The sequence below is a fragment of the Neisseria sp. P0006.S004 genome, assembly GCF_051963015.1.
Lineage (GTDB): Bacteria > Pseudomonadota > Gammaproteobacteria > Burkholderiales > Neisseriaceae > Neisseria.
Genome location: NZ_JBQCUS010000003.1, coordinates 84,251 through 106,878, shown reverse-complemented (window position 1 = coordinate 106,878; position 22,628 = coordinate 84,251). Strand labels below are relative to the sequence as shown.

The window sequence follows — 22,628 nt, the reverse complement described above, 5'->3', positions numbered from 1 at the left end:
GGATTTAAGGCCGTCTGAAAAAAGGCTATCAACCCTACAAATATCAGGGTTAAAATGTTTTGATTTAATATTGATACTAATATAGATTATCAAAATTATTCTTAAAATTTAGTTGTTTTGATGGAGCAGAGCAAAGGGTTGTTTGAAATATTCAGACGGCCTGAACCATCCGTCTTTACTTGAACAGAGGCAATCGACAATGAAATGTGATTTAAGCAAAATAACCTGTATCGAAGACTTGCGCCTTGTTGCCAAACGTAAAATGCCGCGTATGTTTTATGACTATATTGACTCAGGCTCTTGGACGGAAACCACTTATCGTGAAAATACGTCGGATTTTAAAGACATCCGTTTCCGTCAAAAAGTATTGGTTAATATGGAAGGACGCAGCCTTGAGACCAAAATGATCGGGCAGGATGTGAAAATGCCGGTAGCGATTGCGCCGACAGGTTTCACGGGCATGGCGCACGCCGACGGTGAAATCTTGGCGGCGCGGGCGGCGGAAAAATTCGGTATTCCGTTTACGCTGTCGACCATGTCTATTTGTTCGATTGAAGATGTGGCTGAAAACACCAGCTCGCCGTTTTGGTTTCAGCTTTATGTGATGCGCGACCGCGAGTTTATGGAAAACCTGATTAAGCGTGCAAAAGCTGCCAATTGTTCGGCTTTGGTATTGACCGCCGATTTGCAGGTTTTGGGTCAGCGCCACAAAGACATTAAAAACGGCCTGTCTGCGCCGCCGAAACCGACCATCGCCAATTTAATCAATTTGGCGACCAAACCGGAATGGTGTATGAAAATGCTGAACACGGAACGCCGTACCTTCCGCAATATCGTCGGTCATGCGAAAAACGTAGGCGATTTGTCTTCGCTGTCTTCATGGACTTCCGAACAATTCGACCCGCGCCTGAGCTGGGACGATGTGGCGCGCATTAAGGATTTGTGGGGCGGCAAGCTGATTATCAAAGGCATTATGGAACCTGAAGATGCGGAAAAGGCAGCGAAAAGCGGTGCGGACGCATTGGTCGTTTCCAATCATGGCGGTCGTCAGCTTGACGATACCGTGTCTGCCATTAAAGCTTTGCCTGATGTGGTTAGCGCAGTGGGCAGCGACATCGAGGTTTGGATGGACAGCGGTATCCGCAGCGGTCAGGATATTTTGAAGGCTTGGGCTTTGGGTGCGAAAGGTACGATGATTGGCCGGGCGTTCCTGTATGGTTTGGGTGCGTATGGTGAAGAAGGCGTAACCCGTGCGCTGGAAATCCTGTATAAAGAAATGGATATTTCTATGGCGTTTACCGGCCATCGTAATATTCAAGATGTTGATTCCAGCATTTTGCGTTCTACGCGTTGGCATCAAGATGAGTTTTAATTTTTGAACATATGAAAAGGCCGTCTGAAAATCTGTTTTCAGACGGCCTTTTTATAGACGGCTATTTCTCGTTTTTGCGATACCATTCAATGAAGGCATCGGGTTTGACAAAGCCTAATAAGGGTTCGCTATGACTGCCGTCGGCGTGGACCACAAACACACCCGGAGGGCCGAAGAGGCCGTATTCTTTCAGTAAGGCCTGATGGTCGGGAGTGTTGGCGGTTACGTCGATTTGGAAGAAGCGCTGCATATCGACCGCTTCGTGTACCTGCGGTTGGTTGAGCGTGTAGGCGGCCATTTCTTTGCAGGATACGCACCAGTCGGCGTAGAAATCAATTAGCACGGGCTTGCTTGGATCGGCTTTCAAGGCGGCATCCATAGCGGCTTTGAGTTCGCCGACATCGGTAAACATCTTGCCGTGGTCGGTTTCTTGGCCGGCTTCGGATGGCGGAACCAACGTTAAAAAGTGGTGCAGGGCGGTGGTTTGTTTGTTGAAGCTTTGCCAGCCAAACCACGAGCCGCCAATCAACAGTAAAAAGCCTAATACGGCGGCAACTGTTTTCAGACGGCCTTTTTGTTTGCCTGATTTTGTCAAAAGCATCAGGGCGGGAACAATCATCAGCAAGGTGTAGAGGCCGACTACTGCGAAATAGGGCAGATGCGGCGTGGCGAGATATACGGCAACGGCCAGCAAAATGAAGCCGAACGCGTATTTGATGCCGTTCATCCAGTCGCCTGCTTTAGGCAGGATATGGCCGCCGAATGTGCCGATGATAATGAGCGGTACGCCGGTGCCGAGTGCCAAGACATAAAGCGCGAGGCCGCCCAACACGGCATCGCCGGTTTGGCCGATATAGCCCAAAGCAAATGCCAGCGGAGGCGCAACGCACGGGCCGACAATCAGCGCAGACAAAATACCCATGATAAAGACGGAAACGATTTTACCGCCGGAGAGTTTGCTGCTTTGATTTTGGAAATAGGATTGGACAGAGTTGGGCAGCTGGATATTGAAGAGGCCGAACATGGACATAGCCAGTACCACCATCAACGCGGCAGCGGCAAGCACAACCCAAGGCTGTTGCAGCCATACGGTCAACAGCGCACCGGTCAAACCGGCAATCACGCCGACCAAGGTATAGGTCAGTGCCAAACCTTGTACATACACCATCGACAAGGTGAATGCGCGGCCTTTGCCGGCTTTTTTATCGCCCACGACAATACTGGAAACAATCGGCAGGAGCGGATACATGCAGGCGGTAAAGCTTAAGCCCAAACCTGCGACAAAAAACGCCAACAGGTTGGCGTTTAAAGTATCCCAAGAGAGCTTGAAGCGGCTGCTATCGGGATTGTTTGCACTAGGCTGGGCAGGCATTGGGCCGTCTGAAGAGGCGGACGGTTGCAAAAAGCGGTCTTTGGCAGAAACCGGCTCATCGCTTTGCGGCTGGTAAACCCCGTTGCCTTTTATGTCAAACTCGGTATCCACAGGCGGATAACACACACCGGCTTCGGCGCAGCCTTGATAAGTCAGCGTCAGTTTGTATTGCGGCGCGGCTTGTTTGTAAGGCAGGTCGACCTGTGCGGTATGGTGGTAAACCGTTTGTTTGCCGAAGAATTCGTCTTCTTTTTCTTCGCCTTTGCTGAATTTGGGTTCGCCTAGAATTTTGTCAGGATTGGTCGCTGCAACGATTTTGGACTGGTACATATAGTAGCCGTCAGCGATTTTGAACTGCACACTGATGCCTTGATCGGTTACATTGACTTGAGGTACAAAGGCTTGCTCTGGAGGCAGCAAATCATTGGCATCTACTGCGAATGCGAAGCTGCTCAAGCCTAAAAATGCAATGAGGAAATAAAGGAATTTTTTCATAGTATCTACGGAGATGCCGTTGAGAAACCGTCATTATAAATGATGGGAAAACAATCGGCTTAATTTATGTTAAATATTGCGAGAGAAATCTAATGCTTTTGAATTATATCGAAATAGGGTTGCCCATATATGACCGATAGTCTCATGTTATCGTTCAATTTATGCCAAAGGCCGTCTGAAACGTTCAGACGGCCTTTGTTGCTATTTGGCTCAACTTTAAGGATAAGCGATATAAGCGTAAGCGGAATGGTTGTGTATCGATTCGAAGTTTTCGCTTTCGACGACGAATGATTCGATGCGTTTGTCGGCTATTAACACCGTGGCCACATCACGAACCATGTCTTCGACAAACTTCGGATTTTCGTATGCTTTTTCCGTTACATACTTTTCGTCAGGGCGTTTAAGCAAACCGTAGAGTTGGCAGCTTGCCTGTGCTTCGACGTAATCGATGATTTCTTCGATGGCTACATCCGCGTTTGCAATCAGGCTGACGGTCACATGCGAACGTTGGTTGTGCGCGCCGTATTGGGAAATTTCTTTGGAACACGGACACAAGGAAGTAACCGGAACCATCACTTTCAGGCTGTGGCTGTATGTACCGTTTTTGATTTCGCCGGTCAGGGTAACATCATAGTCGAGCAGCGATTGGATGCCGGAGACCGGCGCGCTTTTCTTGCGGAAAAATGGGAAGGAAACGCTGATTTTGCCGGAATGGGAATCCAGCAGGGCAACCATGTCGGCAGTCAGCTTGTGCAGCGTATCGAAATCCAAAGCATCGGTTTGTTTTTCCATCAGGGCGACAAAGCGCGACATATGCGTGCCTTTTTGGTCGGCAGGCAGGAAAACCGTCATGGTCAGGCGGGCGACGGTGGATTGTTCGCCTTCTTTGCTTTTGAGGGAAATCGGAAAGCGCAGGTCTTTGATGCCGACCTGATTAATCGGCAGGTTGCGTAAATCGCGGCTGGATTGCACGTCTGCAATGGCGTTCATGCGTGGTATGTCCTTCATGATAGGATTGTTGAGATGCGTGTGGAGGGAATCGACTCGTATCGGCCGATTTGCAAATGCGAGATTATATCACTTGCTTTATCCGCCTGCATTGATTGTTTCTATTTTTCAGATAGTGATAAAATCTTCGATTATTCACATCTACATAGGCAGAGACTAAATGAAATTCGCCACGAAAGCCATTCATTCCAGCTACGATTGCGACGAACACAACCGCGCGCTGATGCCGCCGATTTATCAGAACAGTATGTTTGCCTTGCACGAAATCGGCGAGCAGGTTCCTTACCGCTATTCGCGCCTGAGCAACCCGACCCGCCAGGTCTTGGAAGATACCGTTGCCGATTTGGAGCATGGTGCGGCCGGTTTTGCGTTTTCCAGCGGCATGGCGGGGATTGATGCCGTATGGCGTACTTTCCTGCGCCCGGGTGATACCATTGTTGCTGTCGCCGATATTTACGGCGGTGCTTATGATTTATTGGTCGATGTTTATCAAAAATGGGGTGTGAACGTTGTTTTTGCCGATTTGGGCAATCCGGATAATTTGGATGAGCTGCTCAAAGCGCACAATGTCAAACTGGTTTGGCTGGAAACGCCGTCCAATCCGCTTTTGCGCTTGGTAGACATCAAAGCGCTTGCCGCAAAAGCCAAAGCGGCCGGTGCGCTGGTCGGCATCGACAACACCTTTGCCACGCCGTATCTGCAACAGCCGTTGGATATGGGTTGCGATTTTGTATTCCATTCCGCTACCAAATATTTGTGCGGCCATTCGGACGTATTGATGGGCGTAGTCGTTGCCAAAACCAAAGAGCTGGCGCAGCCTTTGCACGACATGATGGTGCATACCGGCGCGATTGCAGGTCCGATGGACTGCTGGCTGGTGTTGCGCGGTATCAAAACGTTGGCCTTGCGCATGAACGCCCATTGCCAAAACGCACTCGAAATCGCACGCCGTTTGGAAGCCCATCCTGCCATTGAAAAAGTGTTCTATCCCGGCCTGCCGTCTCACGAACATTACGAACTCGCCCAAGCACAAATGCCCAGAGGCATCGGCGGAGTGGTGACGGTTTATCTCAAAAACGATACGCGTGAAGCAGCCAATAGCGTGATTAAAAACATGAAACTGGTCAAAATGGCTTCCAGCCTCGGCGGCGTGGAAAGTTTGGTCAACCATTGCTATTCCCAATCCCACAGCGGCGTGCCGCATGATGTGAAAATGGAAATGGGTATCAAAGTCGGCCTGCTGCGTTTCTCTGTCGGTATTGAAGACGTTGACGATATTTGGAACGATATTTCCAAAGCATTGGATACGACTTTGTAAATAAGGCTTAAAGGCCGTCTGAAGGTGAATAGTTTTTCAGACGGCCTTTAGTAATACATAAGGAATAGATATGAAAACATTATTCGGCGCATTGATGAGTATGGTGGTTTTGGCAGCTTGTACATCTCCTTCAGTATCTCAGCCTGAACAAGCCTCTAAAGCGCAGGTGCAAACTCAACAAACGGTGCAACCTACTTTAGCCGCCAAATGGCGTGTTGTCGCTTTTAATAAATTCACCGAAAAAGAATTGGCCGGTATTGATGCCTATCTGGATTTGAGCGAGATGCCTAAGGCGTATGGCAAGATGGGGTGTAACGGTATGATGTTCCAAGCCAATACGATTGGTTCGGACAAAATTGATTTTGGCCATATTGCGGTAAGCATGATGCTGTGTGAAGACATGAAGCTGGAAGATGCGTTTTTGCGCAAACAAAGCGTGTGGAACTATCGTTTTGACGGTAACGATTTGATTTTGGAACAAAAAGGCATCAGCATCCGTTTGCGCCGTGAATAATCTTAAAGGCCGTCTGAAAATAAATATTTCAGACGGCCTTTTGAATCTTTATAATAAGCCCTATTTGAAACTGATACCGAATATCAAGGAAACCTATTATGGCAGCTTCTCCAGAAGCCAAGTTTACCGAAGAAAAAGTCTTGTGGATCAAACACCATACGCCCAAGCTGATGACTTTTGCCATCAGCCGCCCTGAGTCCTACCGTTTTTCGGCAGGGCAGTTTTCGCGCCTTGGTTTCCGTGACGGCGAGGGCTTTATTTGGCGCGCGTATTCTGTCGTATCTGCCGAATACGCCGATACGCTTGAGTATTTCGCAGTATTAATCGAAGGCGGCCCGATGTCGGCGCGTTTTGCTGCGATGAAAGAGGGCGACACTATTTTATTGGATAAAACGGCTACCGGTTTCCTCTTGCCCGAGCGTTTCCCCGACGGAAAAGATTTGGTTATGCTCTGCACAGGTTCAGGCATTGCGCCTTTCCTCTCCATTATCGAGCAGCCTGAAATTTGGCAGCGTTTCGACCGTTTGGTTTTGGCGCATTCCGTCTCTTACGCCGACGAGTTAATTTTCAACCAGCGCCTTGCCGATTTGAAAGAGCATCCGCTGATTGAAGAATATTTCCATAAATTCACTTTTGTGCCAGTCACTACGCGTGAGGAAACGGAAGGCGCATTGAGCGGCAAACGGATTCCCGAATTGCTGAAGAATGGCGGCTTGGAAGAAAAAGTCGGCTTCAAGTTCACCAAGGCCGATACGCGCTTTATGGTCTGCGGCAACCCGGCAATGGTCAAAGACACTTTCCAAGCACTAATGGATTTAGGCTACGCTATGCACCGCAACCGTATCCCCGGCGAAATCATGATGGAAAATGGTTTCTAACAGGTAAATGGTCAAAGGCCGTCTGAAAGTTTCAGACGGCCTTCAATATTAAATATAAACCGAAAATCAGAGAAAATATGAATATCAAACAATTGATCCAAGCCCTGCCCAAAGCCGAGCTGCACGTCCATATCGAAGGGACGTTCGAGCCGGAGTTGATGTTTGAAATCGCCAAGCGCAACCACATCACGATTCCTTATGAAAATGTCGATGCGGTACGGCAGGCTTATGATTTTCACAATTTGCAGTCGTTTTTGGATATTTATTATGCCGGTGCCGGCGTATTGTTGCACGAGGCGGATTTTTACGATTTGACCCGCGCGTATCTTGAGCGTTGCCGCGAAGACAATGTCGTGCACACGGAAATATTTTTCGATCCGCAAACCCATACTGCGCGGGGGGTGGCGTTTGAAACCGTGATTAACGGCATTGTCCGAGCCTGCCGTGAAGCCGGGCAGCAATGGGGCATAAGTACGCATTTGATTATGTGTTTCCTGCGGCATTTGTCGGAAGAAAGCGCATTTGAAACCTTAAATCAGGCTTTGCCTTATAAAGAACACATCATCGGCGTAGGCTTGGATTCGAGCGAGCTGGGGCATCCGCCGTCCAAGTTTGAACGTGTGTTTGCTCAGGCGCGGGCGGAGGGTTTGTTGACGGTGGCACATGCTGGAGAAGAAGGACCGCCGGAATATGTTTACGAGGCTTTGGACTTGCTGCATGCCCGCCGTATCGATCATGGCGTACGGGCGGAAGAAGATGAGGCCTTGATGGCGCGTTTGATTACAGAGCAAATGCCGTTGACCGTTTGCCCGTTGAGCAATTTGAAATTAAAAGTATTTCCGGAGATGGCAAAACACAATTTGCGCCGTATGTTGCAACGCGGCGTATTGGTAACCGTTAATTCCGATGATCCGGCGTATTTCGGCGGCTATATGAACCGTAATTTTGAAGTGCTTGCCGAGGCTTTGGATTTGAGTGTGGAAGAAATTAAAACCTTGTGCGCCAATTCGTTCCGCGCTTCGTTTTTGAGCGAGGAGGAAAAGGAAAAATGGATACGGAAGATTGAAAGTTTTAATGCTGAATCATGATAAAAGGCCGTCTGAAAAAGTTTCAGACGGCCTTTGTTGATGGCGGTTAATAGTCGACTTTGATTTTAGGCGTTTTCTGCGCGGCTTTGTATTCTTCTTCCAATTCAAAGCGCAGCGGATACAAATTCAGTTTTTCCATCAGCAGGCGGTCGCCGTCTTCGTCCGGATTGCCCGTAGTCAGCAGCTTGTCGCCGTAGAAAATCGAGTTTGCGCCAGCCATGAAACACATGGCCTGCATGGATTCCGGCATATTGCTGCGGCCTGCGGACAGGCGGACGTAGCTGTGCGGCATGGTAATGCGCGCGACGGCGATGGTGCGGACAAATTCCGTCCAGTCCAAATCTTCGGCATCGGCCAGCGGCGTGCCTTCTACTTTAACCAACTGGTTAATCGGCACGCTTTCGGGTTGCGGGTCGAGGTTGGCAAGGCTGGCAATCAGGCCTGCGCGTTCGGCGCGGGTTTCGTTCATGCCGACAATGCCGCCGCAGCAGACTTTCAAACCGGCATTACGGACTTTGCCCAAAGTATCCATGCGGTCTTCGTGTTTGCGGGTGTGGATGATGTCGTTGTAGCGTTCGGGGTCGGTGTCGAGGTTGTGGTTGTAGTAGTCCAAACCGGCTTTTTTGAAGTCTTCAGCCATGCCGTCTTCGAGCATGCCGAAGGTGCCGCACACTTCCATGCCCAAGCCTTTCACCGCGCTGATGATTTCGGAAACGACAGCTACGTCTTTGGGTTTGGGTCCGCGCCATGCCGCGCCCATGCAGAAACGGCTGGCGCCGCGCGATTGGGCAATTTTGGCTTTTTCAACGATTTCGTCCACGTCCATCATCTGCTCTTTGCCCAGATTGGTGTTGTGGTGTGCCGATTGCGGGCAGTAGGCGCAATCTTCGGGGCAGCCGCCGGTTTTGATGGAGAGCAGGGTGGAAAGCTGGATTTCGCGCGGGTTGAAGTTTTGGCGGTGGATTTCGGCAGCTTGGAAAACGAGGTCGAGGAAAGGCAGTCCAAACAAAGCCTCGACATCGCATTTTTTCCAATAACGCGCAGTCGGATGCGGCTTGCGCTCGGTTTGACGGCGCAAGGCTACGGGAGATACGGTCATAGTGTGTTCTTTCGTGTTTACAGCGACGCAGTGTCGCTGACGGCTTGACTGCCGGCGCAATGACGGCAGCAGCAGGTTTGAAATCAATATAAAAGGCCGTCTGAAACGGCGCAGCAAGTGTAACGCTTTTGATAATGTAGAGCAAATGTTTCAGACGGCCTGAAATATGGTTTGCCCGGGTTTGCTATAATCGCATTTTTAATTTTTCCGTTTTCTTATGAACGCGCCCAAAGCCTTCGCCGTACTCGGCCCGACCGCCGGCGGTAAAACCGCACTGGCCTTAAATATTGCCCAATCGTTGCCGGTGGAAATCATCAGTTTGGATTCCGCGCTGGTGTATCGCGACATGGACATCGGTACAGCCAAGCCGACTGCCGAAGAGCTTGCCGCCGTACCGCATTATTTGATTGATATTATCTCGCCGCTGGAAAGTTACAGCGCGGCGGATTTTGTCGGCGACTGCGTGCGCTTGGTGAACGAAATACATGCGCGCGGACGCTATCCGCTAATTGTCGGCGGTACGATGATGTATTTCCACGCGCTGACGAAAGGTTTGAACGATTTGCCCGGCGCGGATACGGCGGTGCGCGCACAGCTTCAGGCAGAAAAAAACGAACATGGTCTGGCAGGCCTGTATCGCCGTTTGCAGGAAGTTGACCCGATTACGGCAGGCCGTCTGAAAGCCAATGACAGTCAGCGTATTGAGCGCGCTTTGGAAGTCTACCTTCTGACCGGCAAGCCTTTGAGCGAACATTTCACAGAGCAGAAGCAGGCCGCGCCTTTATTGGATTTATGTACGGTTGCCCTTATCCCTGAAGACCGCCATTTGTTACACCAGCAAATCGAAAAACGCTTTTTAAATATGCTGGAACACGGTTTCCTCGATGAAATGCACGCCTTGCGCCACGATTATCCGCAGCTGCATGCCGACATGCCGTCTATGCGCTGCGTGGGCTACCGTCAGGCTTGGGATTATCTCGAAGGCGAAACCGATTATGACACCTTTGTCGAAAAAGGCATTGTCGCCACGCGCCAGCTTGCCAAACGCCAGTTGACCTGGTTGCGGAAAATTCCTTTGGCGCACACGTTAGATCCTTACGCAGACAGCGATTATGTTCAGACGGCCTTAGCCTTGGCGCGTCAGCATTTTCAGGAATAATCCATGCTGACCACGCCACCACTTGCGCCTAAAACATTGGCCGCATTAAAAGAATTGGGTATTCGTACACGGGAAGATTTGCAAAAAATCGACGCAGTTCGTGCATTTCTATTGCTGAAAGCGTCGGGTTTGACCGTAACCAAAAGCACCTTGTGGCAACTTGACGCGTTGGTTTCAGGTGTGGATGTCCGGTGTATTTCCGAGGAGAGAAAGACGGAGCTGGGCGAGGCCTTGAAAAACCATCCGCCTGTTGCCGTTTTTCCTTCTCAAGGCGATGTGGAAACCTTTATGCGGCTGGCGATAGAACAGGCCAGACAATCGGCAGCATTGGGCGAAGTCCCCGTTGGCGCGGTCATCGTATATCAAGGCAAGGTAATCGCAGCGGCACACAATACCTGCATTGGCGACCACAATGTCAGCCATCATGCCGAAATCAACGCACTTGCCGCTGCCGGCAAAGCCTTACAAAACTACCGTTTGGAAGATTGCGACGTGTACATCACATTAGAGCCTTGCTCCATGTGCGCCTCTGCCTTGATACAGGCAAGGATCGGGCGCGTGATTTATGGTGCGGCCGAAGCTAAAACCGGTGCGGCAGGCAGCGTGGTCGATTTGTTTGCCGACAAACGTCTGAACAAGCATACCGCAATTTTAGGCGGCATATTGGCAGAAGAATGCCAAAGCGTATTGCAGGATTTCTTTGCGGCCAAACGTAAGGCCGTCTGAATTTCAGACGGCCTGTCAGCAAAAAAAACTTTATTTTAAATTTTCGGATTTCCCATGTCAGTCAATCATTACGAAAACTTTCCAGTTGGCTCCATTGTGCTGCCGCGCCGTTTGCGCAAGCCGATTCACGCCGTTTACGCTTTTGCACGGACGGCGGACGATATTGCCGACGAAGGTAATGCCGAAGCAGCCGAACGCCTGCGCCAACTGGACGAATTGAAAGCAGAATTAGACCGCATTGCACAAGGTGGGAAACCGCAAACGGCTTTGATGCAGCGTTTGTACAACGAAGCGATTGAGCCGTTTCAATTACCGTTGCAGCCGTTTTATGATTTGCTGGCGGCGTTCAGTCAGGATGTGGGCAAAACCCGTTATGAAAACTTTGGTGAATTGATTGCCTATTGCCGCTTGTCCGCCAATCCGGTGGGACGTATTATGCTGCATTTGTACGGGCAAACCGATGAAGTGAGCATGGCGCAAAGCGACGGCATTTGTACTGCCTTGCAGCTGATTAATTTCTGGCAGGATGTGGCGATAGATTGGCAGAAAGGTCGCGTGTACATCCCTCAGGAAGATTTGCAGAGGTTCAAAGTCAGCGAAGAGCAGATTGCGACCGGCAAAGCCGACTTTGCTTTTCAACGACTGATGGCGCACGAGTGCCAACGTGCTTTTCAAATGCTGAAGGCAGGCTCGCCGTTGGGCAAAACCCTCAAAGGACGAATCGGTTTTGAGTTGCGCATGATTATTGTCGGCGGCCAGTTGATTTTGCAGAAGCTGGACGGTTGCAAATATGATGTGTTTAACCAGCGGCCGCTGTTGGATAAGAAAGACTGGATGATTATCATCAAACGAGCTTTGCTGAAGAAATAAAAAAAGGCCGTCTGAAATGGATGTTTCAGACGGCCTTGATGTTTTCGATTAGCGGTTTTTCAAACGGCTGATGCGGTTGTCCAAAGAAGGATGGGTACTGAACCAAGAATCTTTGGCTTCGCTGGCAATGCCCATTGCAGTCATGGTTTGCGGCAGGTCGCTGGGGTTGCCTTTCAAGCGTTGCAGGGCGGCAATCATTTTCGGCGCACCCACCAGTTTTGCAGCGCCTGCATCGGCGCGGTATTCGCGTTGGCGGCTGAACCACATCACAATGATGCTGGCGAGGAAGCCAAATACGATTTGCAATACCATGCTGACCATGAAATATGTACCTTGCGACGTACTGCCGTCATTGTTGCGCGCCACCATGCTGGAAACGATACGCGCCAAGAAGACGACAAAAGTATTCACAATACCTTGAATCAGCGTCAGCGTTACCATATCGCCGTTGCCGACGTGCGCCATTTCATGCGCCAAAACGGCTTCGACTTCATCTCGGGTCATGTGATCGAGCAGGCCGGTGCTGACAGCGACGAGCGAGCTGTTTTTGGTTGCGCCGGTTGCAAAGGCGTTAGGCTCGGGAGAGTCGTAAATGGCTACTTCCGGCGTTTTCAGATTCCATTGGCGGGCTTGTGCTTCAACAGTTGCCAACAGCCAAGCTTCTTCTTTGCTTTGGGGCTGGTCGATGACGACGGCGCCGACCGAATGTTTGGCGATGGTTTTTGACATCAGCAGGGAGACAATCGAGCCGCTGAAGCCGACGACTGCGGAATAAGCCAACAAGCTGCCAACCTGGTCGGTACTGTTGATGCCCAAGATGGCCAAAATAACACGGATGACAACCAGAACTGCGATATTGGTTGCGATAAATAAGAAAATGCGTTTCACCGATTATTCCTTTTTAGTGTGGTTTGTGAGGTGATTTTTATATGGGCGCATTGTCTCAAAAACTCTATAGAGATGAAACAGCATGATAGGCAAAGGTATGCAAATTCAAAGCAATTGAAGCAAAGGCCGTCTGAAAAGGTAGTCTCAACCAGTGAGAATCGCTTTTCAGACGGCCTCTTATAGGTAAACTATCTGCCGGCTTCTTCCAGCCAGTTGCGCGGTATAAGGAATTGATTGAGGCGTGCTTCGGGTGAACCTTCTTCCGGTGCATATTGATACTCAAAGCGTACCAAAGGCGGCATGGACATCAAAATGCTTTCCGTACGGCCGCCGCTTTGCAGGCCGAACAGCGTGCCTCTGTCCCAAACCAAGTTAAACTCGACATAGCGTCCGCGACGGTAGAGTTGGAAATCGCGTTCACGTTCCCCATAAGGCGTGTTTTTGCGTTTGGCCACAATCGGCAGATACGCGGCGATATAGCCTTCCCCAACCGCTTTGATAAAATTCAAGCAGGTATCGAAATCCCAACGGTTTAAATCGTCAAAAAACAGGCCGCCCACGCCGCGTGTTTCGTTACGGTGTTTCAAATAGAAATATTCGTCACACCATTGTTTGAATTCAGGATAAACCGATTCGCCAAATGGCGCGCATACGTCCCGCGCCACTGTGTGCCAATGCACGATATCTTCTTCAAAAGGATAAAACGGCGTCAAATCAAAGCCGCCGCCAAACCACCAAACTGGCTCGGCATTTTCAGGATAGGCAATAAAAAAGCGCACATTGGCATGGCTGGTCGGCACATACGGATTTTTCGGATGAATCACCAGCGATACGCCCATGGCTTCAAACGCCGCGCCTGCCAATTCCGGACGATGGGCAGTGGCAGAAGCCGGCATTTGGGTTCCCTTTACATGCGAAAAATTTACACCGGCCTGCTCGAATACTGCGCCGTTTTTCAATACGCGTGTTTCGCCGATGCCCAGTTTCCCTGTCCATGCTTCATGCACAAATTCGGCTTCACCATCTTCTTGCTCCAGCGCGGTGCAGATTTGGTTTTGCAAGGTTTTGAGGAGGGTTAGAACGGATTCTGTGTGCATGATATTTCCTTGATGGTTTTGTACTTATAAAATGACAGGGCGAAAGATGATTTAAGCTTTTAAAACTGAGTGTTATTTTACTATTGCTTTATTATGGGTAAATTTTTGCATGGGGCTATCTTGCAATCAAGCTTGACTCATCAGCAATAGATTGAAAGGTATCGATGATGTTGCGATACCTTTCAGACGGCCTTGATTTATTCAGTAAAAAAGGTATGTGCGCCCAAATAGTTTTTGGCGTAAAACGGGGTAGAAAGTTTTTCGGTTTTGATGGTTTTGCCGCTGCTGGGGGCGTGGATGAATTCGCCGTTGCCGATGTAGAGGCCGACATGGGAATATTTGTGTGCGCCGCCGGTGTTGAAAAAGACCAGGTCGCCGGCTTTTAATTTGTCATCGGAAATTTTACGGCTGGCTGCGGCCATATCGCGCGCGGTGCGTGGCAGGTTGACGTTGAGGGCGTTTTTATAGACGAATTGGATCATGCCGCTGCAGTCAAAGCCTGTGGCTGTGGTACTGCCGCCCCATTTGTAGGGCGTGCCGATCAGACCCATGCTGTGAAGCATCAATTCCTGCGAACCTTGAGTGCGGTCGATATGGGAAATGCGGACAGATTGGACTTTTCTGGCGGTTGTTTGCGGCTTGTGGGATTTGTGTTTGCCTGTGGTGCCGCATGAGGCCAACAATAGGCCGGTGGTACAAACAAATAGGGTTTTGCAGATGAGTCGATACATGGTGAATTCCTCCGGCCGCATGATTTCTGTTTTCAGACGGCCTCTATAATAATCCTTCTATGGGCAGAATGGACAGGATTTTTGAAGTCATCCGTTTCCAGAACTTGGCTTCGGGCTCGTGTGCGTAAGTTCGTTTTTCGCTTGGGTCATACCAGTATAGTTTATTGTAATTGCCAAGCGTTACTTGATAGGCGTAGCTTGGGGTGGTCGTTACGAGGGTGCGCTGCATTTGGCCTGCGATTTCGGGGCTTTCGATGACGACACCCATTTCGGTATTGAGGCGTGCGGAGCGTGGGTCGAGGTTGAATGAGCCGATGAAAATGCGTTTCTCGTCCACGATGAATGTTTTGGCATGCAAGCTGGTGGCGGAGCTACCGGTCAAGCCGCGGTCTTTGGAAGTCGGAACGGCGTGGTTTGGCTGGAGTTCGTAAAGTTTGACTCCGGCTTTAAGCAAAGGTTTGCGGTATTTGACGTAGCCGGAATGGACGGCGGCAACATCGGTTGCTTGGAGCGAATTGGTCAGGACGGTAACGTCCACGCCGTTGTGAATCAGCTTTTCTATGGCCTTAACGCCCGATTTTGTGGGTACAAAATAAGGGGAGACAAGGTAAACGCTTTTTTCTGGTTGCTTGAGGGCATCTTGCAGGCGTTCGGAAATAGGCGGTTTGTGCCGGTCGCGGTCTAAGCCTTTGGCCGGGTCATCGCTGATCAGGCGTGTGCTGACGCTTTGCCACTCCATAAGGTTGCTCTGCATTTTTTGATAGAGGTTGGAGTGTTCGATACTTTGACGGTAGCGGATGAGCGTTTGGTTTTTATCTTGGTCGGTGTAATCGAGCTCTACCAATCCTTTTTGCAGGTTTCCCCGTTTGATGATGCTGGTTGCGTTGTAGGCGGAATGGCTTGCCCAATAGCGGTCGAAGTCTTGGGAAACTTCGGTTACGACGCGGCCTGTGGCGAGGATATCGAGGTCGGCAAAGATGGTATCGTCGTTAACCTTAAAATATTCGTCGCCGATATTGCGTCCGCCCAAAATGGTAGCACGGTTGTCGGCGGTAAACGATTTGTTGTGCATCCGGCGGTTAAGTCGCGGAAAGTCAGTAACATAGCCGAGTGCACGCCATTTTCTGAAAATAAAGGGATTAAACAGACGGACTTCGATATTGGGATGATTGTCGAGTGCAAGCAGGAGATCATCCATGCCGTTGGTGTTGTTGTCGTCCAGAAGCAAACGCACACGGACGCCGCGTTCGGCCGCGCGATGAATCAGGTTGAACAAAAGCTTGCCGGAGATGTCGTTGTGCCAGATATAGTACTGCAAATCGAGGGTATGGTCGGCGGATTCAATCAGGGCGGCACGGGCGACAAAGGCTTCATGGGCATCGTTCAGCAGATAGATATGGGAAATATCGGCCTTGGAGGGAGTAGAAGGAATACCTAAGGCGCTGTCCAGTCGCGGCGTTGAAGGGATGTCAAGATAACTGCTTTGGGTGCGTTCGTCCAATGATGGCAAAAACGCGGCGCAACCGCCCAATAGCAGGGTATAAAGAAGAGGAAGATGAAATTTCATGGGAAACCGGTACAAACAATCCCTACCTAAATGACATTTAGGCAGGGATTGAATTGAAATTAGGTTGCTTGAATCAGCTTAGAAGGCAACATAATTTGCCGGATTGACCGGTTTGCCGTTTTGACGGATTTCAAAGTGCAACTGAGTGCGGGATGCATCGGTATTACCCATGTGCGCAATGGTTTGACCGCGTTTCACGGTTTGGTTTTCATTAACCAGCAGGCGTTGGTTGTGGCCGTATGCGCTCAAGAATGAGGAGTTGTGTTGGATGATGACCAAGTTGCCGTAACCGCGCAAGCCTGAGCCTGCGTAAACGACTTTACCGTCTGCCGCTGCAACGACAGGCTGACCTTGTGTACCGGCGATATCTACACCTTTGTTGCTGCCGCCGAAGTTGGCAATAACGTTACCGGTAGTCGGACGCTGCCATGTGATGCCGCTAACGTTGCGGCTGCTGCCGGTAGATACGGTTGGTGTATTGGCAGGAGTGCTTGGGGCCGGAGCAGTGGTTGTAGTTGTTGGCGTAGAAGGTTTGCTTGCAGAAGCTGCAGGTGCAACGTAGCCTTCAGGTTTCACTCGCAGGGTTTGACCAATGCTAATGGTGTTGTCGGCCAGGTTATTCCATGCACGCAGATTGTCTTGGGTAATGTTGTAGCGTTTGGAGATGTTGTAAACGGTATCACCACGAACAACAGTATGTGTCGCTGCATTAATATCAACAGGCGCATAAGAAGGCGTGTAAGTGCCGGTGCTGCCGCTGTTGTACGTTGGAGCAGGTGTACTTGCCGGCGGAGTGTATGGAGCATCTGCCGCTGGGCTGGTGTTGGTATTGTAAGGCACTGCACCGTAAGGATTGTCAGCGGTAGAGCTTGTTGTTGAACCACCGCTTTGTGTGCCGACGACTACAGGAGCCGGTTGTTGGCTGGCACAGGCTGCAAGTAATAAAACCAAAGCTGCCGATCCGGCATAAGATACACTTTTTTTCAACATGTTAATGACTTTCGTATTCGGGTAATTGTTCTCGTCGGGGCATATCATAATAAAAATATGCTTGTTTCTCAAGTGTTCGGCTGTTAGGGACTGTTAAGGCGCAGGGATTTCTGACCAAAAGGAAGCGGTTTGCTCCATTTGTCCGTAGGCAGTCAAATCGACTTGCAGGGGGGTAATCGTGATGAAGCCGGATGCGCATTCGCCAAAGTCGGTACCTTCTTCGCTGTCGGAAACATCGCCGACCGGCCCAATCCAATAAATTTGTTCACCACGTGGATTATACATGGGAACAATGCTTTGTTCATGATGACGACGGCCGAGCCGTGTAATTTTTATGCCTTGGATATCCTCAGGTGCGACGGCAGGGATATTGATGTTCCATAAGATGGGTTCGGAAACAGGGTGTTTGAGAAAGTAGGAAAGCAGTATCCAAGCGGCTTTTTCCGCGGTTTCCCAATAACGGCCGCTGGAATCGGCAAGCGAGAAAGCAATGGCGGGAATACCCATCAGGTAGGCTTCCGTCGCGGCGGCAACCGTACCGGAATAAAGTGTATCGTCGCCCATGTTTGCGCCGTTGTTAATGCCGGACAAAACTAAGTCGGGTTTGAAATCGGCAAGGGCGTATTGACCGACATAAATACAGTCGGTGGGCGTACCATTCACATAGTAAAACCCGTTTTCCGCCTGTTTCAGTTGTAAAGGACGGTCTAAAGTCAGGGAATTGCTGACGCCGCTGCGATCGCGTTCGGGCGCAACCACCCTGACATTGGCAAATTCTGCACACACTCTTGCCAAAACTGCCAAACCGGGCGCAAGATAACCATCGTCGTTTGAGATTAATATGTTCATGTGACAATATTGTGTCTATCGGTAAGATGGGCGGTATTGTACTGGTTTGCTTGAGCGATTGTCCACGAATCGGCAACGTTTGGGCGGAAAGGATAATAATGAAACATTATGAGTTAGACCCCAAAGCTTTATTGGGCGGCGTGATTGCTTCAGACGGCAATCAGGAGATTGTTCAGCTTTCACTGCAGAAGAATAATGAAATTCCGGCATATGAGGCGGATGCGATTATTTTGCTTTTGGTTTTAAACGGCAAAGCTGAAATCAAAACGGTGGACGAAGTTTTGCAAACCGAAGGCTTACAAGTTATCCGTTTTGAGCCGATGGAAGCACACAGCATTCGCGCCTTGGCCGATAACACCAATATTTTGGTTATCAAACAATTGATTCACGAAACCGGTCTCAGCAAACGTTTGAGATTTGGAAGTTGCTGTCTGTAATGGCAATAAAGGCCGTCTGAAAAGTTTCAGACGGCCTTTTTAAAATCAACTAGGTTTATTTCAAACCTTTTTTCACCAAGTCTTCATAACCGCCATGGTTGGTTACGTTGGTGTAGCCGGCTTTTTTCAGCTCAGTCAGCGCGGCTTCTGCACGGCGGCCGCTGCGGCAGTAGAGGTTGACCGGTGCGTTTTTATCCGGGCTAACGGATTTGATGCGGTCAACGATTTGATCATGCGGAATATTGAGTGCACCTTGCAAATGGCCTTCTTTAAATTCTTCGGCAGAGCGGACATCAATCCAAACGCCTTTTGCTTTTGCAGGTTGTGCCGCGCTTTTTTCAACTTTTGGCATAGAGGCTGCGGAAGCGGCCAAAGGAGTGGCAATAGTGGCGGCAAAAAGTACGGCGGTCAGCAGTTTCTTCATGGTTCAATCTCCTATTAGACAGAAAACAATATGATAACTTTATCAGTTTAGCATTTCATCAGGCCGTCTGAAAGGGGAGTCGGCTTTCAGACGGCCTGATTTTACAAACCGATTAGCGTTGGGTTTCTACTGCTTCCAAAGCGCGTAAAGCGTAGGTATAAGCGGCACCAGCGTTCAGGGCGATAGCAGTGGCCAATGCGCCGGCGATTTCACTTTCGGTTGCCCCAGCTTTGGCTGCGGCGGCTGCATGCACGCTGATGCAGCTTTCGCAACGCGTGGTAATGGCAACGGCAATGGCGATCAGTTCGCGTGTTTTGGCATCCAGTGCTTCGGCAGCGGCTGCTTGATCCAGTGCGCCGTAGGCTTGCAGCATTTTAGGATGGTTTTTACCCAGTTCGCCGAATGCTTTTTTTACCAAGGCGGTATGTTCAGGCCAGTCTTTAAACATGATATGTCCTTTCTTAATGTGAGTGGATAAGATAAAAAATCCTATCCGTTTGTGTTTGGTGTGTGTATTATTGCAATAATTGGATGAATAAAATCGTCAAAACATCTCATTTATTGGTAAAAAACACTATGGATATTTTGGATAGGCTGGTCGAATTGGCGCAGGTAAAAGGCAGCGTGGATGTTCAATGTCTTTTTCGGGGGGAGTGGTATGTGCGGCATGAGCCAAAGCGTGCGCATGGTTTGGTACATATCGTAACTGCCGGTTCAGGTTATATCCGAATTGATGGGGAGCAAGAGGCCAGGCTGCTGAGTGCGGGGGATGTCATTTTTTTCCCGCGCAGCGTAGGGCATACTTTGAGCAGCGACAGCAGTTGTGAAAATTTCAGTGTCAGCGTGCTGACGAGTAAAAAAGGCGCATTTAAAGTCAAGCAGAGTCATGCAGGAGGAGATGCGGCTTTGCATCTTTTCTGCGCGCGGTTTGAATATGAAGCTCAGGCGGATATTATGGCAGGGCTGCCTGACACAGTTTTGCTGAATATCAACGATCCTTCTTTACAGTATTTGGTGGCATTGTTGCAATATGAGAGCGGTCAGGCTTTGTCCGGCTCGGTAGCGGTTGTGAACGCATTGGCTTCGGTGTTGTTGGTATTTCTACTTCGAGCCAGCCTGGAGAAAAATGGGGAAGCGCAATTAAGCGGTTTACTGAATGGTTGGCAGGACAAACGTTTGCGGAATTTGCTTCAGGCAGTAGTGGATAAGCCGGAAGAGGAATGGAATATCGAGAAAATGACCGTGATTGCCAACTTATCTCGCGCCCAGTTGATGCGAGTATTTAAGCAGCAGACGGGAACAAGCCCGCACGCCTTTGTTAACAGTATTCGCTTGCAACATGGGGCATTATTATTGAAACAGACGGCGGATTCGGTTTTATCGGTTGCGCTCTCGGTCGGTTTTCAATCGGAAACGCATTTTGGCAAGGCATTTAAAAAGCAATATGGGATATCGCCGGGGCAATATCGTAAGAATGATCGCGCTGATGAAGCAGCAGTACAAGCGGAAGAAATGCCGATTTACTTTATTTGAACAGATGATAAAAGGCCGTCTGAAAGTGTAAAAATGAAATCTAGGATTTCTAAAACACTTTTCAGACGGCCTTAATTTTAAAATGCGTCAATCAAACAGAATCAGTCCAGTTTTTTGAAATGACGGCGACGTTCCAATTCGCTCAGGTAGCGTTTACGCAGGCGGATGGATTGTGGCGTGATTTCAACCAGTTCGTCATCGTCGATGAACTCAACTGCACCTTCCAAAGTCAATTTGATCGGCGTAGTCAGGCGCACGGCTTCATCTGTACCGCTGGCGCGGACGTTGGTCAGTTTTTTACCTTTCAGAGGGTTTACCACCAAGTCGTTGTCGCGGCTGTGAATACCGATAATCATGCCTTCGTAGACTTTGTCGTTTGGAGAAACGAACATACGGCCGCGGTCTTCCAAGTTCCACAGGGCATAAGCAACGGCTTCACCTTGCTCTTGAGAAACCAGTACGCCGTTGTGACGGCCGGGCATATCGGGTTTAACCGGAGCATAGTCGTCAAAAACGTGGCTCATCAAGCCGGTACCGCGGGTCAAGGTCATAAACTCACCTTGGAAACCGATCAGGCCGCGTGCAGGAATATGGTATTCCAAACGTGTACGACCGTTACCGTCGCTTTCCATATTGGTCAATTCGCCACGGCGGCGGCCGAGTTCTTCCATGACCGCGCCTTGGTTGTCATCCGGTACGTCTACGGTCAGGTTTTCGTAAGGCTCGCATTTTTGACCATTGATTTCACGGAATACCACGCGCGGTTTACCAACTGCCAGTTCGAAGCCTTCGCGGCGCATGTTTTCCAACAAAATAGTCAGGTGCAATTCGCCACGGCCGGAAACGCGGAAGACGTCGGCATCGGCAGTATCTTCAACACGCAGGGCAACGTTGGTCAGCAATTCTTTTTGCAGGCGGTCACGGATTTGGCGGGAAGTCACGAATTTGCCTTCAGTACCGGCCAAAGGAGAAGTGTTGACCATAAAGTCCATGGTCAGGGTCGGCTCGTCCACGCTCAACATAGGCAAGCCTTTAGGATTGTCTTTGTCGGTAATGGTTACGCCGATACCGATGTCTTCGATACCGGAAATAATCACGATATCGCCGGCTTCAGCTTCTTCCAAAGGTACGCGTTCCAAGCCTTGGAAACCCAACAGTTGGTTGATGCGGCCTTGTGCAACTTGTTCTTCATGGTTCATCACGGCAACGACTTGGCCGGGTTTGATGCGGCCGTTCAAGATGCGGCCGATACCGAGGCGGCCGGTGTAGTTGTCGTAGTCCAGTTGGGAAATTTGCAGTTGCAGCGTTTCGTCCGCGCTGCCGCTTGGTGCGGGCGTATGTTTTAAGATGGTCTCAAACAGAGGACGCATATCGTTGCTCTCGTCGGTTTCTTCCAATTTGGCAAAGCCGGAGAGGCCGGAAGCATAAACGATAGGGAAGTCCAATTGTTCGTCTGTTGCGCCCAGGTTGTCAAACAATTCGAATGTTTGGTCGATAACCCAGCTTGGACGGGCAGACGGTTTGTCGATTTTGTTGATAACAACGATAGGTTTCAGACCCAAAGCCAAGGCTTTTTTGGTCACGAAACGGGTTTGCGGCATAGGGCCTTCTTGTGCGTCAACCAACAGTACGACACAGTCGACCATGCCCAATACACGTTCCACTTCGCCACCAAAATCGGCGTGTCCCGGGGTATCTACGATGTTGATATGGTAGCCTTCGTATTCGATGGCGGTATTTTTAGCGAGAATGGTAATGCCGCGCTCTTTTTCAAGATCGTTGCTGTCCATGACGCGTTCTTCGACTTGCTGGTTGGAACGGAATGTGCCGGACTGACGCAGCAATTGGTCAACTAATGTGGTTTTGCCATGGTCGACGTGGGCGATGATGGCAATATTGCGGATTTGTTTCATGATAATTTATGTGTTTCAGCTAGGTGCTTAAAAAAAAGATAACTGGTAATTATAGCACGATTCGCAAGTGATGGCGGAATGGGTGATTCAAAAAAATCAGGCAAAAGCAGTTGAGAATAATTCATAATTAAATTTGATTGATTTTGTTGGATTATTTGCTTTTATTTATGGTTAACGAATGTAAATGTTTTTGAATAATGCAATGGATTCTTAATACTAATGTCAAAAAAATATTATTAAAAACAGGGGATTAATTTTTCAGACGGCCTTTTTGGCTGGTTAACTTTTTTGATAATTGTT

The 22,628-nt window shown here is 49.5% G+C and carries 22 protein-coding genes; 10 read left to right on the top strand and 12 right to left on the bottom strand.

Going from position 1 to position 22,628, the window contains the following annotated elements; genetic code table 11:
- The first annotated feature begins 199 nt into the window (after nucleotides 1–199).
- Nucleotides 200–1,372: an alpha-hydroxy acid oxidase gene (locus ACTHR2_RS05665; RefSeq protein WP_263336705.1), complete on the top strand. Its 1,173-nt coding sequence runs from the start codon at nucleotides 200–202 to the stop codon at nucleotides 1,370–1,372.
- 61 nt (nucleotides 1,373–1,433) lie between these two features.
- Here ACTHR2_RS05665 and dsbD read toward each other — a convergent pair whose 3' ends face one another.
- Nucleotides 1,434–3,239: a protein-disulfide reductase DsbD gene (gene dsbD, locus ACTHR2_RS05660; protein WP_263336651.1), complete on the bottom strand. Its 1,806-nt coding sequence runs from the start codon at nucleotides 3,237–3,239 to the stop codon at nucleotides 1,434–1,436.
- A gap of 216 nt (nucleotides 3,240–3,455) precedes the next feature.
- Nucleotides 3,456–4,229, bottom strand: a complete 774-nt coding sequence (folE2, locus tag ACTHR2_RS05655; RefSeq protein ID WP_263336647.1) for a GTP cyclohydrolase FolE2 — start codon at nucleotides 4,227–4,229, stop codon at nucleotides 3,456–3,458.
- A gap of 178 nt (nucleotides 4,230–4,407) precedes the next feature.
- Here folE2 and ACTHR2_RS05650 point away from each other — a divergent pair, with 178 nt between their 5' ends.
- The 4 genes from ACTHR2_RS05650 (at nucleotide 4,408) to ACTHR2_RS05635 (ending at nucleotide 8,045) form a co-directional block, all read left to right on the top strand.
- Nucleotides 4,408–5,565, top strand: a complete 1,158-nt coding sequence (locus ACTHR2_RS05650) for a trans-sulfuration enzyme family protein (protein ID WP_263336645.1) — start codon at nucleotides 4,408–4,410, stop codon at nucleotides 5,563–5,565.
- Nucleotides 5,566–5,635: 70 nt separating this feature from the next.
- A complete protein-coding gene (locus tag ACTHR2_RS05645) occupies nucleotides 5,636–6,079 on the top strand; it encodes an META domain-containing protein (RefSeq protein WP_263336641.1) in 444 nt (147 codons plus the stop codon).
- Between the two features lie 98 nt (nucleotides 6,080–6,177).
- Nucleotides 6,178–6,957 (top strand): ferredoxin--NADP reductase, encoded by a 780-nt coding sequence (locus ACTHR2_RS05640; protein ID WP_070608885.1) that lies wholly within the window; start codon nucleotides 6,178–6,180, stop codon nucleotides 6,955–6,957.
- A 77-nt stretch (nucleotides 6,958–7,034) separates the two neighbouring features.
- On the top strand, nucleotides 7,035–8,045 hold the full coding sequence (locus tag ACTHR2_RS05635) for an adenosine deaminase (protein ID WP_263336635.1): 1,011 nt from the start codon (nucleotides 7,035–7,037) through the stop codon (nucleotides 8,043–8,045).
- Nucleotides 8,046–8,091: 46 nt separating this feature from the next.
- On the opposite strand, the gene bioB is transcribed toward ACTHR2_RS05635, so the two are convergent.
- On the bottom strand, nucleotides 8,092–9,144 hold the full coding sequence (bioB, locus tag ACTHR2_RS05630; RefSeq protein ID WP_263336630.1) for a biotin synthase BioB: 1,053 nt from the start codon (nucleotides 9,142–9,144) through the stop codon (nucleotides 8,092–8,094).
- 217 nt (nucleotides 9,145–9,361) lie between these two features.
- Between bioB and miaA the strand changes: the two genes are divergently transcribed.
- From miaA to hpnC, 3 genes are read left to right on the top strand one after another with little or no spacing between them, the layout of a single operon-like run.
- Nucleotides 9,362–10,303, top strand: a complete 942-nt coding sequence (gene miaA / locus ACTHR2_RS05625) for a tRNA (adenosine(37)-N6)-dimethylallyltransferase MiaA (RefSeq protein WP_263336628.1) — start codon at nucleotides 9,362–9,364, stop codon at nucleotides 10,301–10,303.
- Nucleotides 10,304–10,306: 3 nt separating this feature from the next.
- Nucleotides 10,307–11,029, top strand: coding sequence for a tRNA adenosine(34) deaminase TadA (tadA, locus tag ACTHR2_RS05620; RefSeq protein WP_263336625.1), 723 nt, complete (start codon nucleotides 10,307–10,309; stop codon nucleotides 11,027–11,029).
- 54 nt (nucleotides 11,030–11,083) lie between these two features.
- Complete coding sequence (gene hpnC, locus ACTHR2_RS05615; RefSeq protein WP_263336622.1) at nucleotides 11,084–11,899, top strand: squalene synthase HpnC; 816 nt, start codon at nucleotides 11,084–11,086, stop codon at nucleotides 11,897–11,899.
- A gap of 48 nt (nucleotides 11,900–11,947) precedes the next feature.
- Here the strand turns inward: hpnC and htpX are convergent, their stop codons facing one another.
- From htpX to surE, 6 genes are all read right to left on the bottom strand, one after another.
- Nucleotides 11,948–12,787, bottom strand: a complete 840-nt coding sequence (htpX, locus tag ACTHR2_RS05610; protein WP_263336619.1) for a protease HtpX — start codon at nucleotides 12,785–12,787, stop codon at nucleotides 11,948–11,950.
- 188 nt (nucleotides 12,788–12,975) lie between these two features.
- Nucleotides 12,976–13,884 (bottom strand): oxygen-dependent coproporphyrinogen oxidase, encoded by a 909-nt coding sequence (gene hemF / locus ACTHR2_RS05605; RefSeq protein ID WP_440375461.1) that lies wholly within the window; start codon nucleotides 13,882–13,884, stop codon nucleotides 12,976–12,978.
- Between the two features lie 197 nt (nucleotides 13,885–14,081).
- Complete coding sequence (locus ACTHR2_RS05600; RefSeq protein WP_263336613.1) at nucleotides 14,082–14,615, bottom strand: C40 family peptidase; 534 nt, start codon at nucleotides 14,613–14,615, stop codon at nucleotides 14,082–14,084.
- A 43-nt stretch (nucleotides 14,616–14,658) separates the two neighbouring features.
- Entirely contained in the window at nucleotides 14,659–16,182 is a 1,524-nt protein-coding gene (locus ACTHR2_RS05595; protein ID WP_263336609.1) for a phospholipase D family protein, read from the bottom strand.
- A 78-nt stretch (nucleotides 16,183–16,260) separates the two neighbouring features.
- Nucleotides 16,261–17,172 (bottom strand): peptidoglycan DD-metalloendopeptidase family protein, encoded by a 912-nt coding sequence (locus ACTHR2_RS05590; RefSeq protein WP_440375460.1) that lies wholly within the window; start codon nucleotides 17,170–17,172, stop codon nucleotides 16,261–16,263.
- Between the two features lie 93 nt (nucleotides 17,173–17,265).
- Nucleotides 17,266–18,021, bottom strand: a complete 756-nt coding sequence (gene surE, locus ACTHR2_RS05585) for a 5'/3'-nucleotidase SurE (RefSeq protein ID WP_440375459.1) — start codon at nucleotides 18,019–18,021, stop codon at nucleotides 17,266–17,268.
- Nucleotides 18,022–18,119: 98 nt separating this feature from the next.
- Between surE and ACTHR2_RS05580 the strand changes: the two genes are divergently transcribed.
- Entirely contained in the window at nucleotides 18,120–18,458 is a 339-nt protein-coding gene (locus ACTHR2_RS05580; RefSeq protein WP_107723339.1) for a hypothetical protein, read from the top strand.
- A 55-nt stretch (nucleotides 18,459–18,513) separates the two neighbouring features.
- Here the strand turns inward: ACTHR2_RS05580 and ACTHR2_RS05575 are convergent, their stop codons facing one another.
- Both ACTHR2_RS05575 and ACTHR2_RS05570 read right to left on the bottom strand, forming a co-directional pair.
- Complete coding sequence (locus ACTHR2_RS05575) at nucleotides 18,514–18,882, bottom strand: rhodanese-like domain-containing protein (RefSeq protein WP_150537792.1); 369 nt, start codon at nucleotides 18,880–18,882, stop codon at nucleotides 18,514–18,516.
- Nucleotides 18,883–18,994: 112 nt separating this feature from the next.
- Nucleotides 18,995–19,330 (bottom strand): carboxymuconolactone decarboxylase family protein, encoded by a 336-nt coding sequence (locus ACTHR2_RS05570; protein WP_003686488.1) that lies wholly within the window; start codon nucleotides 19,328–19,330, stop codon nucleotides 18,995–18,997.
- A gap of 128 nt (nucleotides 19,331–19,458) precedes the next feature.
- Here ACTHR2_RS05570 and ACTHR2_RS05565 point away from each other — a divergent pair, with 128 nt between their 5' ends.
- Entirely contained in the window at nucleotides 19,459–20,415 is a 957-nt protein-coding gene (locus tag ACTHR2_RS05565) for a cupin domain-containing protein (RefSeq protein WP_107723337.1), read from the top strand.
- Nucleotides 20,416–20,516: 101 nt separating this feature from the next.
- Here ACTHR2_RS05565 and typA read toward each other — a convergent pair whose 3' ends face one another.
- On the bottom strand, nucleotides 20,517–22,328 hold the full coding sequence (gene typA, locus ACTHR2_RS05560; protein WP_107696847.1) for a translational GTPase TypA: 1,812 nt from the start codon (nucleotides 22,326–22,328) through the stop codon (nucleotides 20,517–20,519).
- Nucleotides 22,329–22,628: the final 300 nt, after the last annotated feature.

Coding starts and splice junctions, on each gene's coding strand:
- ACTHR2_RS05665 (WP_263336705.1), top strand. CDS start 200: ATGAAATGTGATTTAAGCAAAATAACCTGTATCGAAGACTTGCGCCTT.
- dsbD (WP_263336651.1), bottom strand. CDS start 3,239: ATGAAAAAATTCCTTTATTTCCTCATTGCATTTTTAGGCTTGAGCAGC.
- folE2 (WP_263336647.1), bottom strand. CDS start 4,229: ATGAACGCCATTGCAGACGTGCAATCCAGCCGCGATTTACGCAACCTG.
- ACTHR2_RS05650 (WP_263336645.1), top strand. CDS start 4,408: ATGAAATTCGCCACGAAAGCCATTCATTCCAGCTACGATTGCGACGAA.
- ACTHR2_RS05645 (WP_263336641.1), top strand. CDS start 5,636: ATGAAAACATTATTCGGCGCATTGATGAGTATGGTGGTTTTGGCAGCT.
- ACTHR2_RS05640 (WP_070608885.1), top strand. CDS start 6,178: ATGGCAGCTTCTCCAGAAGCCAAGTTTACCGAAGAAAAAGTCTTGTGG.
- ACTHR2_RS05635 (WP_263336635.1), top strand. CDS start 7,035: ATGAATATCAAACAATTGATCCAAGCCCTGCCCAAAGCCGAGCTGCAC.
- bioB (WP_263336630.1), bottom strand. CDS start 9,144: ATGACCGTATCTCCCGTAGCCTTGCGCCGTCAAACCGAGCGCAAGCCG.
- miaA (WP_263336628.1), top strand. CDS start 9,362: ATGAACGCGCCCAAAGCCTTCGCCGTACTCGGCCCGACCGCCGGCGGT.
- tadA (WP_263336625.1), top strand. CDS start 10,307: ATGCTGACCACGCCACCACTTGCGCCTAAAACATTGGCCGCATTAAAA.
- hpnC (WP_263336622.1), top strand. CDS start 11,084: ATGTCAGTCAATCATTACGAAAACTTTCCAGTTGGCTCCATTGTGCTG.
- hemF (WP_440375461.1), bottom strand. CDS start 13,884: ATGCACACAGAATCCGTTCTAACCCTCCTCAAAACCTTGCAAAACCAA.
- ACTHR2_RS05600 (WP_263336613.1), bottom strand. CDS start 14,615: ATGTATCGACTCATCTGCAAAACCCTATTTGTTTGTACCACCGGCCTA.
- ACTHR2_RS05595 (WP_263336609.1), bottom strand. CDS start 16,182: ATGAAATTTCATCTTCCTCTTCTTTATACCCTGCTATTGGGCGGTTGC.
- ACTHR2_RS05590 (WP_440375460.1), bottom strand. CDS start 17,172: ATGTTGAAAAAAAGTGTATCTTATGCCGGATCGGCAGCTTTGGTTTTA.
- surE (WP_440375459.1), bottom strand. CDS start 18,021: ATGAACATATTAATCTCAAACGACGATGGTTATCTTGCGCCCGGTTTG.
- ACTHR2_RS05580 (WP_107723339.1), top strand. CDS start 18,120: ATGAAACATTATGAGTTAGACCCCAAAGCTTTATTGGGCGGCGTGATT.
- ACTHR2_RS05575 (WP_150537792.1), bottom strand. CDS start 18,882: ATGAAGAAACTGCTGACCGCCGTACTTTTTGCCGCCACTATTGCCACT.
- ACTHR2_RS05570 (WP_003686488.1), bottom strand. CDS start 19,330: ATGTTTAAAGACTGGCCTGAACATACCGCCTTGGTAAAAAAAGCATTC.
- ACTHR2_RS05565 (WP_107723337.1), top strand. CDS start 19,459: ATGGATATTTTGGATAGGCTGGTCGAATTGGCGCAGGTAAAAGGCAGC.
- typA (WP_107696847.1), bottom strand. CDS start 22,328: ATGAAACAAATCCGCAATATTGCCATCATCGCCCACGTCGACCATGGC.